We start from the raw sequence: 12097 nt of genomic DNA, 5'->3' as shown, positions 1-12097 counted from the left end.
GGGCTGGGGCCCGGTACGGATAGCGTCTGCACTATGTCTGATGCTGCGCAGCCCACCGCTGCCGAGGTACGCGCCGCCGCCGAGGCGGTCAAGACCGCACTCGACCGCCACCTTGCCGCGGTCGAGCGCAGGACGGGTGAGGACGACCCGGCCGTCTACGAGGCGTTCAACGAGCTGGCCGCGGCGGCCGAGGAGTACGACGAGCTGCTCTACGACCGCTACGACGAGGTCACCCCCTTCGAGATCCCCGGTGCGGAGGAGCCCCTTCCGCCGTACACGGGCCCCGAGGAGCCGAGCGCGCTGAGCGTGCTGATCCGCCGGGACTACGCGGTTGCGGAGCCCCAGCGGCTGCTGGCACAGGCGGAGCGCGTGGAGGCCGCGGACGAGGAGCCCACGTCGGCGTCGTCGGCCGGCACCGTCCACGGTGCGCTCGGCGTGCTCTTCGGGGAGTTCGAAGCGGACGAGATCGCCTCCCGGCACAAGGAGTTCGGACTCGAGGAGGGCGACTCCACACTGTGGGTGGTGGCCGACGAGGAACCGGCCGAGCCGGGGGAGTGGCTGGAGGCGCCCTTCGAGCAGGTCGATCCCCAGCGGGTGATCTGCCGTTTCGACGTCAGCTCCGTCTTCGACGAGGATGCGGACGACGAGCAGCTGCGGGACGAGGAGCTGGAGGACGACGAGCTCGAGCTGGACGACGACGAGGATCTGGAACCGTTGGATCGGTGATCGTCGGCAGGGGCTTCTCCGGTGGTGCCGTGCGGCCTGGGCAGCACGGCACCACCGGGTCCGTCGCAGTGAGGTGCCACTCTCAGCCCGACGTCGGGACCTGGGGCCTCAGCAGCGCGACCAGGCGGGTGGTACGCGGCTTGGCCTGGATCTCCGCCACGGCCCGCGGCAGCGCCTGGTCCGCGCCGTGCACCACCGACAGATGGCGGACCGCTCGGCCGAAGGCCGTGTAGACCCACGGCCGGGTCAGGCTCTGAGCGGCGTCGCCCGGAAGGACCACGACCACCGCCGGCCACTGCTGCCCCACCGCCTGGTGCGCGGTCAGCGCCCAGCCGTGCCGTAGCGTCTGCTCCACCCGCTCCTTCGGCACCACCACGGCGACGCCCGCGCACTCCAGGTGCAACCCCTCGGCGTCGCCCTTCACGACACGACCCGGCAGCGTACGCCCCGGCGCGGGGGAGTAGGCGATCCGGTCGCCCGGGTCGAAGCCGCCGAAGCGCCCCGGCCCCGGGTTGAGCCGCTCCTTCAGTGCCGCGTTCAGTACGCGGGTCCCCGCGGCGCCGCCGTGGCCCGGCGTGATCACCTGCGTCTCCTCCGCCGGAACCTCGATCGCCCGCGGCACCGAGTCCGCGACCAGCTGCACGGTCCGGTGCACCGCCTCCCCGGCGTCCCGCACCGGCACGATCACGACCTCCTTGCCGGGCGCGTCGACCTGCGGCAGCTCACCGATGCCGATGGCGGAGACCAGTTCGCCGAGCGGGCCCGGGTCGGGGGTCCGCGAGGCGATCTGCGGGCACACGCGGGCCGCGAGCAGGTCCCCGAAGACGCGCCCGGGGCCGACCGACCAGAGCACACCCGGGTCGCCGCTCAGCACCAGCCGGGCTCCGTCGGGCAGCGACTCGACGAGCAGGGCCGCCGTCTCGACATCCAGCTGGGGCGCGTCCAGCACGATGAGAAGATCGAGGTCCAGCGCGCCGTCCGCGTCCCGTCCCGGACCCTCGCCACCGGACAGGAGGCCCGCGACGGTGGTGAGCGGCGGGTGTGTTCGTTCGTCGTCCGGCAGGTCGAGGCGGGCGAGCAGCGCGCCGAACTGGTCGCGGCCGGCCGGGCCGTGTGTGGCGGCCCAGGCGCGCAGCCCGAGCCGGCGTGCCTCACGCAGCAGTGTCGCCGGCTCGGCGCGGGACGCCTCCGACCCGGTGTGCAGCACCAGGGCGTGGTCCGCGACCGCACCGATCAGTTCCGCGGCGGAGCCCGCCGCCGATCGGGCTGCCCGCTGCCAGTCCTCCGCCGCGCCGTCCTCCTTCGGCACGGAGTTGACCAGCCGGGCGAGTCCGTCGGCGAGACTCTCCTCCGCCAGGGCGTACCGCTCCAGGCCGATCAGGACGCGCACCGGGCGCTCCTGCTCCTCGTCGCCGCCCGGGGGGGCCGACTCCAGGGCGTCCTGGAAGACCAGGGCCTCGCCCTCGGCGATGGTGGCGCGCACGGCCGCCTCGGGGTCCGGCACCTGGCGCCGGCCGAGCGCCGCCTCCAGCGCCGGGACCTCCAGGGCGGTGTGCCCGGCGAGGGCCGCCTGCTCCAGCAGCCAGACCGTCGTCGCACGGGCCCGGCGCTCGTCGTCCGGGCGGCAGTCCGCGCCGAGCAGGGCGCGGGCGAAGGTGTCGGCCTGCTCGGGTCGCACTCCGAAGACGCGCAGCAGCTGCCAGGGGTCGGAGCGCAGCCGTGCCTCCGCACCCTCGCCGAGCGCCTCGACGACCTGGGCGGCGAGCGTGTCCGGGGCGCCGCCCTCGGCCAGGACGGCCCGCACCGACGCCACCGTCTCGGCGGCGGGCGGCGCCGCGGCGGCCGCCACGGGCTGGGGGCGACGCACCGGCTCGGGGGTGGTGGCGCGGCGCGGTGCGGGCGCGGGCTCGCTGAATGCGCTCGTCACCGGCTTCTCACCGCTCTCCACGGCCCGCACGGCTGCGAGCAGGTCGGCGGCCTTCCCGCTGAGCTTCCCACCGGCCTCGACGGGGCCCTGCTTCGCGGCCTTCCGCCGCTCGATCCGCTCCCGCTCCACCCGCTGAGCGGCCAGCTCGGCCTCGGCCTCGGACATCTCGCGCGCGGCTGCCTCGCCCTCGCCGGTGTCCTGCGAGGGACCAGGGGAGCCGTCCGCCGGGTCCGGGCCGCCGACCGCCGGCGCCTCGTCCCCGGAGCTCTCGGTGATCCGCTCTGCGGGCACCGGCTCCGCGGCCCTGTCGCTCCCCGCGCCGCCGCCCCCGGCGGTCCCGGCCCCGTCCTCCGCCCGAGGGGCCGTCTCCGTCGTCTCCGGGTCCGTGCTCACAGCGTGCTCCAGTCGTGATCGGGATAGCGGTGCACCGGGGCCGACACATCGTCCAGCGCCCGGCAGATCTCGTCCGGAAGACTAAGCGTCTCCACTGACAACGCCGCCGTGAGCTGCTGCGCGTTGCGCGCGCCGACGATCGGCGCGACCACCCCGGGCCGGTCCCGGACCCACGCCAGGGCCACCTGCAACGGCGTCGCGGCGAGCCCGTCGGCGGCCGTCTGCACGGCGTCGACGATGCTGCTCGCCGTGTCGTCGAGGTAGGGCGCGACGAACGGTCCCATGTGCTCCGACGCCCCGCGCGAGTCGGCCGGTGTCGAGTGCCGGTACTTGCCGGTCAGCACACCCCGGCCCAGCGGAGACGACGGCAGCAGCCCGACCCCCAGGTCCCGCGCCGCAGGCAGCACCTCTCGCTCCACTCCCCGCTGCAGCAGCGAGTACTCCATCTGTGTGCTGGCGATCCGGGTCCTCACGCCCGGCGCCGCGAGCTGCCACGTCGCCGCCTTCGCCAGCTGCCAGCCGCAGAAGTTGGAGACCCCCGCATACCGCGCCCGGCCGCTGCCGACCGCCAGGTCGAGCGCCTGCAGGGTCTCCTCCAGCGGGGTGTACGGGTCGAAGGCATGGACGTGCCAGACGTCGACGTAGTCCGTGCCCAGACGGGCGAGCGAGGCGTCCAGGGCGGCGAGGAGATGACCGCGCGAGCAGTCGAAGCGGCGGTCCGGGTCGGGGACGCTGCCCGCCTTCGTCGAGATCACCAGGTCCCGGCGGGGCACGAGGCCGTCCATGAGCCGTCCGAGCAGATACTCGGCCTCCCCGTCCCCGTACACGTCGGCCGTGTCGACGAGGGTCCCGCCCGCTTCCCAGAACACCTTCAACTGGTCCGCGGCGTCGTGCTCGTCCGTGTCGCGGCCCCACGTCAGGGTGCCGAGCCCGATCCGCGACACACGAAGGCCGGTACGGCCGAGATGCCTCTGCTCCATGAACGCCGAGATTACGGCCTGAACTCGGCTCGTGGGGGGCCTGTGGACAACGCGTCTCCCCCGTCCGTGAGGGGATTTCCGGGGGCCCCGCCCCACGCTAAGGTCGGGCACCAAGGGACGTTACTGATCGGTAAGGGGAATGGGCCATGCAGCTCGGGATCAACCTCGGCTACTGGGGCGCCGGAATGGACGCGGACAACCTCGCCGTGGCCCAGGAGGCCGACCGGCTCGGATACGCGGTGTGCTGGGCCGCCGAGGCCTACGGCTCGGACGCGGCCACCGTGCTGTCCTGGGTCGCCGCCAAGACCGAGCGCATCGACGTCGGCTCCGCCATCTTCCAGATCCCGGCGCGCCAGCCCGCGATGACCGCGATGACCGCCGCCACCCTGGACTCCCTGTCCGGCGGCCGCTTCCGTCTCGGCCTCGGCGTGTCGGGGCCGCAGGTCTCCGAGGGCTGGTACGGCGTCAAGTTCGACAAGCCGCTCGCCCGCACCCGCGAGTACGTGGAGATCGTACGGAAGGCGATGACCCGTGAGCGGCTGACGTACGAGGGCGAGCACTGGACGCTGCCGCTGCCCGGCGGCCCCGGCAAGCCGATCAAGCTGACCGTGCACCCGCAGCGCGAGCACATCCCGCTCTACATCGCCGCCATCGGCCCGAAGAACCTGGAGCAGACCGGCGAGATCGCCGACGGCGCCCTGCTGATCTTCCCCTCCGCCGACCACCTCGAGGACACCGCGATCAAGTACCTGAGGGCCGGGCGTGAGAAGGCCGGCAAGAGCCTCGAAGGCTTCGACGTCTGCCCCACGGTCCCGCTCGCCGTCGGTGACGACAAGGACGTGCCCGCGCTCGCCGACACCTTCCGCCCCTACACGGCCCTGTACGTCGGCGGCATGGGCAGCCCCAAGCAGAACTTCTACAACCAGCTCGCCCAGCGCATGGGCTACGAGAAGGCCGCCGCCGAGGTCCAGGAGAAGTACCTGTCCGGCGACAAGCAGGGCGCGGCGGCCGCGATCCCGCACGAGCTGATCGACCGGACCACCCTGCTCGGCTCCGTCGACCGGATCGCCGACCGCATGAAGGCCTACGCCGCGGCCGGCGTGACCACGCTCAGCCTGGCACCGGCGGGCTTCACCCTCGAGGAGCGGATCGCAGGGCTGCGGGCCGGGACGGAGGCCCTGGAGCTGGCCGGGCTCGCGTAGCGGGCGAAGAGGTCTCCGCGGCCGTGGTGGGGGCTCGGGGGGTCTTCCCCGCCACGGCCGTCACCGGGAACAACGCCCGGCCGCCCGTACGGTTACGGCCCCGCCCCGGCCCGACCGTCCTCCTTTCGGCCGAGTAGTCCCCATGCAGCTGTTGCAGCACCTTCAGGGCCCTATTTGACTCGGTTTGACCCGACCGTCGCGGGTCCTGCAGAGAGGTGCGCCCATGCTGTCGGCCAAGAGCCTGTTCGAGGAGATCCTCGACCACGACGAGTCGTTCCGGCTGTTCTGCTCCATCGCGGCCAGCGGAGAGACACAGGGCGGCTGGGAGAACGGGCGCATCGCCCAACTGGTGCCGGAGAGCGAACGCGCGCTCGCCCCCAAGATCTCCCGCCACGGCGCGGACGAGGACAAGCACGGACGCATCTTCCACGCACTGCTCAAGAAGCGCGGCCTGCAACCCGTACCGGTGCCCCCGGAGACCGACTACACGATGCTCCTGGAGCGCCGGGGCGTCGGTCTCGCGCACGCGAAGCTCAAGGCGGACCAGCCGCTCACCGTGCGGGACATCATCGTCTACCTGGCGCACAGCCGGGTCACCGAACAGCGCGCCGCCGAGCAGATGCTGATGCTGCGCAAGCACTTCGGGGACCACCCGGACATCGGCCGGGCCGTCTGCATGATCTCCGACGACGAGGACGACCACCTCGCGTACACGCACGAGGAACTGCTGCGACTCGCCGCCGGCGGACACGGCCGGTTCATCCGGCGCACCCTGCGCGAGTGCGCGCTGGCCGAGATCCGCGTCCACCGGGACGTCAGTCTCGCGGTCATGGCCCACATGGCTCGCGTCCTCGGCTGGTCCAGAGCCAGGTCGGCGCTGCTCACCACCGGCATCCACCTCGTCCACGCCTACGAGCGGCTCATCGGCCACCGGCGCATGGTGACCCTGCGCACTCCCGAGCGGCGCAACGCGCTCGGCGGTCCGGCTACAACCAGCCCCGCTGCTTGAACAGCCGGTACAGCAGCACCTCGAGCACTGCCATGATCGCGATCACCACAGGGTAGGACCACACCCAGTGCAGCTCCGGCATGTGGTCGAAGTTCATGCCGTAGATCCCCGCGATCATCGTCGGAACGGCGGCCATCGCGGCCCACGCCGAGATCTTCCGCATGTCGTCGTTCTGTCGCACGCTCGTCTGGGCCAGATGCGCCGACAGGATGTCCGACACCAGCCGGTCCAGGCCCTCCACCGACTCGTTCACCCGGGTCAGATGGTCGTTGACGTCCCGGAAGAAGGGCCGCGACTTCTCCTGCACGAACGGCACCGCCGCACCGTACGCGCCCTGTCCCGCCAGCCGGGCCGTCGGCGGCCCCAGCGGCACCGTCGCCCGCCGGAACTCCAGGACCTGCCGCTTGAAGGCGTAGATCCGGGAGGCCGTGTGCCGAGAGCCCCCCACGGACGGCGAGAAGACCTCCGCCTCCAGCTCCTCCAGATCGGTGCCCAGCTCGGTCGCCACCTCCAGGTAGTGGTCGACGATCGAGTCCGTGATCGAATACAGCACCCCGGTGGGCCCGTGCCGCAGCATCTCGGGCTGCTGCTCCAGATGACGGCGGACGTCCCCGAGCGGCATGTCCACGCCGTGGCGTACGGTCACCACGAACGAGTCGCCGAGGAAGACCATCAGCTCGCCGGTGGTGACGGTGTCGCTGTCCGGCTCGTACGACACCGGCTTGAGCACCATGAACAGCGAGTCCTCGTACACCTCCAGCTTGGGCCGCTGGTGCGCCTTCAGGGCGTCCTCCACGGCCAGCGGATGCAGCCCGAACTCCTTGGTGACCAGATCGAACTCGTCCTCCGTCGGCTCGTACAGGCCGACCCACAAGAACGTGTCCGACGAGGCGCGCGCCCGGTCCAGCGCGGTGGAGAGGTCCTCCGGCCCCTCGTCGCCCTCGTTGCGGCGCCCGTCGCGGTAGACGGCGCAGTCGACGATCACGGAGCGCACTCTCCCTTCTCCGGCACCCGGGCATCGGCGGGGGTTTGACGACACGACCTAGGCTGGTCGTCATGCCCACGTTGCTCCTCGTCCGGCACGGACGCTCCACCGCCAACACCGCGGGACTGCTCGCCGGCTGGACGCCCGGCGTCGCCCTCGACGAACGCGGCACCGCGCAGGCCGCGGCCCTGCCCGGGCGGCTCGCGGAGCTGCCCATCGCCGAAGTCGTCACCAGTCCCCTGCAGCGCTGCGAGGAGACCGTCCAGCCGCTCCTCGACGCCCGTCCCGGGCTGCGCGTCCACACCGACGACCGGATCGGCGAGTGCCACTACGGCGACTGGTCCGGGCGCAAGCTCGCCGAGCTGAAGGACGAGCCGCTGATGGAGGTCGTCCAGGCGCACCCGTCGGCGGCCGCGTTCCCCGGCGGCGAGTCGATGCGGGCGATGGCGACCCGGGCCGCGGAGGCCGTACGGGAGTGGAACGCGCGGGTGGAGCGCGACCACGGCGCCGACGCCGTCTACCTCATGTGCTCGCACGGCGACGTCATCAAGTCTCTCGTCGCGGACGCACTCGGACTTCATCTCGACCTCTTCCAGCGGATCTCCGTGGAACCGTGTTCCATCACCGCGATCCGTTACACCCGGCTGCGGCCATTTCTCGTTCGTCTCGGCGACACCGGCGATTTCTCCTCCCTCGTGCCGCGTCCGGAAGCCTCGGATCCGGACGCCACGGTCGGAGGCGGTGCGGGCGCACCGTGATCGTCGAGCGCAGTAGGGTGAAGCGGTCGAACGAGCGCAGTAGTTGTTCAGCGTAGTTGTCAGCAACCCCACAGGACCGGCGCGGTCCGCCGGTCCCGACCCCGATCCAATGGAGACAGGACGTGTCCCGTCAGGTGTTCCTCTACGACCCCCCGGACCGCTTCGTGGCCGGTACGGTCGGGCTGCCCGGGCGCCGTACCTTCTTCCTGCAGGCCTCGGCCGGACCCCGGGTGACCAGCGTGTCCCTGGAGAAGACCCAGGTCGCGGCGCTCGCCGAGCGCATGGACGAACTGCTGGACGAGGTCGTGCGGCGCAGCGGCGGCAGCGCCGCCGTCCCCGCCGTGGCCCCCGCGGAGATCGCCGACACGGCCCCCCTGGAGACCCCCCATCGAGGAGGAGTTCCGCGTCGGCACCATGGCGCTCGCCTGGGACGCCGAGGAGCAGCGCATGATCGTCGAGGCCCAGGCCCTCGTCGAGCTGGAGGCCGACTCCGAGGAGGACCTCGCCGAGGCCGAGGAGCGGCTGCTGCAGGACGAGGAGAACGGTCCGCCGATGCTCCGGGTCCGGCTCACCGGCGCGCAGGCCAGAGCCTTCGCCAAGCGCGCACTCGACGTCGTCAACGCCGGGCGGCCGCCGTGCCCGCTGTGCAGCCTCCCGCTCGACCCGGAAGGACACGTATGTCCGCGCCAGAACGGATACCGCCGCGGAGCGTGACCACGGCCGAACTGCTCGCCGAGGGCGAGCTGACCGTGCGCGGCCGCATCCGCGACGCGTCCAACGCGGCGCTGTACTGCACGGTCTCCTACGACGGCCGGGAAGCCACCTGCGTCTACAAGCCCGTCGCCGGGGAGCGGCCCCTGTGGGACTTCCCGGACGGGACGCTGGCCCAGCGCGAGGTGGCCGCCTACGAGGTCTCCGAGGCGACCGGCTGGGGGCTCGTGCCGCCCACCGTGCTGCGCGACGGCCCGTACGGCGAGGGCATGTGCCAGCTGTGGGTGGAGGTCGTGCCCGACGGTGAGCTCCTCGCCCTGGTGGACGGCGAGGAGCCCGAGCCGGGCTGGAAGGCGATCGGTCTCGCGGAGGTCGGCGACGGCGAGACGGCGCTGCTCGTGCACGCCGACGACGAGCGGCTGCGGCGGCTCGCCGTCCTGGACGCGGTCATCAACAACGCGGACCGCAAGGGTGGCCATCTGCTGCCGGCCGCCGAAGGGCGGCTGTACGGGATCGACCACGGGGTCACGTTCAACGTCGAGGACAAACTGCGGACGCTGCTGTGGGGGTGGGCGGGGGAGCCCCTGACGGGGGAGGCGGTGGAGGTGCTGAAAGGCCTGAAGGACGGCCTGCTGGAAGGGGGCGCCCTCGCCACCCGCCTGGCCGCACTGATCACCCCCGCGGAGCTTCGGGCGACGCGGGCCCGGGTGGAGGCGCTGCTGGAGTCGGGCCGGCATCCGGAGCCGAGCGGGCAGTGGCCGGCGATTCCGTGGCCGCCGGTGTGAGTGGCACCGCTCACCGGGACTGACCGGGGGGTGGTCGCGCCTCCCGGCGCCGGCGGGACGCCTCCCGGGCGCCTCCCCCGAGCACTTCGAGCAGGGCCCCGGCGCCCACCCGTGCCGCAGCGCGGCGCGACTTGCCCGCAGCCACGCGGGGTGGGCGTGCACACCGGCCGGGTTCCCGCAAGAGCGTCTTCCCGGTCATTCGCCGCCCTTGCGCCCGATCCGGTTCGTGGACAGAACTTCCCGCCGGTTACGCTCATGACATGCATGCCTGGCCCGCTTCCGAGGTCCCCGCCCTGCCTGGTCAGGGCCGCGACCTGAGGATCCACGACACCGCGACCGGCGGCCTCGTCACCCTCGACCCCGGTCCCGTCGCCCGTATCTACGTCTGCGGGATCACCCCGTACGACGCGACCCACATGGGTCACGCGGCGACCTACAACGCGTTCGACCTCGTTCAGCGCGTGTGGCTCGACACCAAGCGCCAGGTCCACTACGTGCAGAACGTCACCGACGTCGACGACCCCCTCCTCGAGCGCGCCCAGCGCGACAACGTCGACTGGGTGGCTCTCGCCGAGCGGGAGACCACGCTGTTCCGCGAGGACATGACCGCCCTGAGGATGCTGCCACCGCGGCACTACGTGGGCGCCGTGGAGGCGATACCCGGCATCGTCCCGCTGGTCGAGCGCCTCCGGGACCTCGGGGCCGCGTACGAACTCGAAGGCGACGTCTACTTCTCCGTCGAGTCCGACCCCGACTTCGGCAAGGTCTCCCGCCTGGACGCCGCCGCCATGCGCCTGCTCTCCGCGGAGCGCGGCGGCGACCCCGACCGGCCCGGCAAGAAGAGCCCGCTCGACCCGATGCTGTGGATGGCCGCCCGCGACGGCGAGCCCAGCTGGGACGGCGGTTCGCTCGGCCGCGGCCGCCCCGGCTGGCACATCGAGTGCGTGGCCATCGCCCTGGACCACCTGGGCATGGGCTTCGACGTCCAGGGCGGCGGCTCCGACCTGGCCTTCCCGCACCACGAGATGGGCGCCTCGCACGCCCAGGTGCTGACGGGCGAGTTCCCCATGGCCAAGGCGTACGTCCACGCCGGCATGGTGGCCCTGGACGGCGAGAAGATGTCCAAGTCCAAGGGCAACCTCGTCTTCGTCTCCCGGCTCCGCCGCGACGGCGTCGACCCGGCTGCCATCCGGCTCGCGCTGCACGCCCACCACTACCGGTCCGACTGGGAGTGGACCGACCAGGTCCTCCAGGACGCAGTGGCGCGGCTCGACCGCTGGCGTGCCGCCGTCTCCCGGCCCGACGGCCCCTCCGCCGACGCGCTCGTCGAGGAGATCCGCGACGCCCTCGCGAACGACCTCGACGCACCCTCCGCGCTCGCCGCGGTCGACCGCTGGGTGGCACTCCAGGAGGAGAGCGGCGGCACGGACACCGGGGCGCCCGGTGTCGTGTCGCGGGCCGTGGACGCGCTGCTCGGCGTGGCTCTCTGAGCCTCTTTCCGCCGGTATGAAGAGGGGCGGTGCGCAGTCGCGCACCGCCCCTCTCAGTCCTCCGGCGAGTCCTCGTCCTCGCCGCCCGGCCGCGGCGGCTTCGGCGGCCGCGGACGACCGCCGGGGTTGTCCCGCAGGAACGGGCCCCCCTCGCCGCCGTCCGCCGTGGCGTGCCCGCCGGGCGGGCTGACGTCCCGTCGCCGCAGATACCGCTCGAACTCGCGGGCGATCGCCTCACCCGACGCCTCCGGCAGCTCGGCGGTGTCCCGGGCCTCCTCCAGCGTCTGCACGTACTCGGCGACCTCGCTGTCCTCGGCGGCCAGCTGGTCCACGCCCAGCTGCCAGGCGCGCGCGTCCTCCGGCAGTTCGCCGAGCGGGATGCGCAGGTCGAGGAGGTCCTCCAGACGGTTCAGGAGCGCCAGCGTGGCCTTGGGGTTCGGCGGCTGCGACACGTAGTGCGGGACCGCCGCCCACAGCGACACGGCCGGCACGCCCGCGTGCGTGCACGCTTCCTGAAGGACGCCCACGATTCCCGTGGGGCCCTCGTACTTGGTCTCCTCCAGGTCCATCCGGCGGGCCAGGTCCGGGTCGGACGTGGTCCCGCTGATCGGGACCGGACGCGTGTGCGGGGTGTCGCCGAGCAGGGCGCCGAGGATCACCACCAGCTCCACGCCCAGCTCGTGGGCGAAGCCCAGCAGCTCGTTGCAGAACGAGCGCCAGCGCATCGACGGTTCGATGCCGCGGACCAGCACCAGGTCGCGGGGCTTCTCACCGCCGACGCGGACCACCGAGAGCCGGGTCGTGGGCCAGGTGATCTTGCGGACCCCGGCCTCCATGAACACTGTGGGGCGGTTCACCTGGAAGTCGTAGTAGTCCTCGGCGTCCAGCGCCGCGAAGACCTCGCCCTTCCATTCCCTGTCCAGATGCGCGACCGCGGTGGAGGCGGCGTCGCCGGCATCGTTCCAGCCCTCGAACGCGGCCACCATGACCGGGTCGATCAGCTCGGGAACCCCCTCGAGCTCGATCACCCAGCGCCTCCTTCCGACGTGCCCTCACGTACGCCCCAACCTTACGGCGTGCGGCGGGGGCGCCCGCAGTCCCCTGCCACGGGGGAGTGAACGGATGACTGCC

10 protein-coding genes and 1 pseudogene are annotated in these 12097 nt (G+C 72.7%); 7 read left to right on the top strand and 4 right to left on the bottom strand.

Going from position 1 to position 12097, the window contains the following annotated elements; genetic code table 11:
* Positions 1-33 precede the first annotated feature (33 nt).
* The gene (locus C3488_RS10640) at positions 34-726 is read left to right on the top strand and encodes a hypothetical protein (RefSeq protein ID WP_103839112.1); all 693 of its coding nucleotides are present in this window, start codon (positions 34-36) and stop codon (positions 724-726) included.
* A gap of 82 nt (positions 727-808) precedes the next feature.
* Here C3488_RS10640 and C3488_RS10635 read toward each other — a convergent pair whose 3' ends face one another.
* A complete protein-coding gene (locus C3488_RS10635; protein ID WP_103839111.1) occupies positions 809-3046 on the bottom strand; it encodes a helix-hairpin-helix domain-containing protein in 2238 nt (745 codons plus the stop codon).
* Positions 3043-4026 carry an aldo/keto reductase gene (locus tag C3488_RS10630; protein ID WP_103839110.1) on the bottom strand — a complete coding sequence of 328 codons (984 nt, stop codon included), beginning with the start codon at positions 4024-4026 and terminating at the stop codon, positions 3043-3045. The genes C3488_RS10635 and C3488_RS10630 overlap by 4 nt, the downstream gene beginning before the upstream one ends.
* Before the next feature lie 146 nt (positions 4027-4172).
* Here C3488_RS10630 and C3488_RS10625 point away from each other — a divergent pair, with 146 nt between their 5' ends.
* Together C3488_RS10625 and C3488_RS10620 are read left to right on the top strand one after the other, a co-directional pair.
* Complete coding sequence (locus C3488_RS10625; protein ID WP_103839109.1) at positions 4173-5228, top strand: LLM class F420-dependent oxidoreductase; 1056 nt, start codon at positions 4173-4175, stop codon at positions 5226-5228.
* A 223-nt stretch (positions 5229-5451) separates the two neighbouring features.
* Positions 5452-6237: a hypothetical protein gene (locus C3488_RS10620; RefSeq protein ID WP_103839108.1), complete on the top strand. Its 786-nt coding sequence runs from the start codon at positions 5452-5454 to the stop codon at positions 6235-6237.
* Here C3488_RS10620 and corA read toward each other — a convergent pair.
* Complete coding sequence (corA, locus tag C3488_RS10615) at positions 6215-7222, bottom strand: magnesium/cobalt transporter CorA (RefSeq protein ID WP_181138960.1); 1008 nt, start codon at positions 7220-7222, stop codon at positions 6215-6217. The two genes, C3488_RS10620 and corA, sit on opposite strands and share 23 nt — an antisense overlap.
* Before the next feature lie 71 nt (positions 7223-7293).
* Between corA and C3488_RS10610 the strand changes: the two genes are divergently transcribed.
* The 4 genes and pseudogenes from C3488_RS10610 (at position 7294) to mshC (ending at position 10966) form a co-directional block, all read left to right on the top strand.
* Positions 7294-7980: a histidine phosphatase family protein gene (locus tag C3488_RS10610; RefSeq protein WP_103839106.1), complete on the top strand. Its 687-nt coding sequence runs from the start codon at positions 7294-7296 to the stop codon at positions 7978-7980.
* Positions 7981-8102: 122 nt separating this feature from the next.
* Positions 8103-8694: pseudogene (locus tag C3488_RS10605) on the top strand (DUF3090 domain-containing protein).
* Complete coding sequence (locus C3488_RS10600; protein ID WP_103839105.1) at positions 8658-9476, top strand: SCO1664 family protein; 819 nt, start codon at positions 8658-8660, stop codon at positions 9474-9476. Before C3488_RS10605 ends, C3488_RS10600 begins: the two are co-directional and overlap by 37 nt.
* Positions 9477-9736: 260 nt before the next feature.
* The gene (gene mshC, locus C3488_RS10595) at positions 9737-10966 is read left to right on the top strand and encodes a cysteine--1-D-myo-inosityl 2-amino-2-deoxy-alpha-D-glucopyranoside ligase (protein ID WP_103839104.1); all 1230 of its coding nucleotides are present in this window, start codon (positions 9737-9739) and stop codon (positions 10964-10966) included.
* A 53-nt stretch (positions 10967-11019) separates the two neighbouring features.
* On the opposite strand, the gene C3488_RS10590 is transcribed toward mshC, so the two are convergent.
* Entirely contained in the window at positions 11020-11994 is a 975-nt protein-coding gene (locus C3488_RS10590) for a PAC2 family protein (protein ID WP_103839103.1), read from the bottom strand.
* Positions 11995-12097: the final 103 nt, after the last annotated feature.

The sequence above is a fragment of the Streptomyces sp. Ru72 genome, assembly GCF_002920635.1.
Classification (GTDB): Bacteria; Actinomycetota; Actinomycetes; order Streptomycetales; family Streptomycetaceae; genus Streptomyces.
Note: the sequence above shows the minus strand (reverse complement) of the source record. Positions and strands in the feature narration are given on the sequence as shown.

Excerpts from the sequence above, each read along its gene's own strand:
- C3488_RS10640 (WP_103839112.1), top strand. The coding sequence starts at position 34 with ATGTCTGATGCTGCGCAGCCCACCGCTGCCGAGGTACGCGCCGCCGCC.
- mshC (WP_103839104.1), top strand. The coding sequence starts at position 9,737 with ATGCATGCCTGGCCCGCTTCCGAGGTCCCCGCCCTGCCTGGTCAGGGC.
- C3488_RS10600 (WP_103839105.1), top strand. The coding sequence starts at position 8,658 with ATGTCCGCGCCAGAACGGATACCGCCGCGGAGCGTGACCACGGCCGAA.
- C3488_RS10625 (WP_103839109.1), top strand. The coding sequence starts at position 4,173 with ATGCAGCTCGGGATCAACCTCGGCTACTGGGGCGCCGGAATGGACGCG.
- C3488_RS10610 (WP_103839106.1), top strand. The coding sequence starts at position 7,294 with ATGCCCACGTTGCTCCTCGTCCGGCACGGACGCTCCACCGCCAACACC.
- C3488_RS10630 (WP_103839110.1), bottom strand. The coding sequence starts at position 4,026 with ATGGAGCAGAGGCATCTCGGCCGTACCGGCCTTCGTGTGTCGCGGATC.
- C3488_RS10620 (WP_103839108.1), top strand. The coding sequence starts at position 5,452 with ATGCTGTCGGCCAAGAGCCTGTTCGAGGAGATCCTCGACCACGACGAG.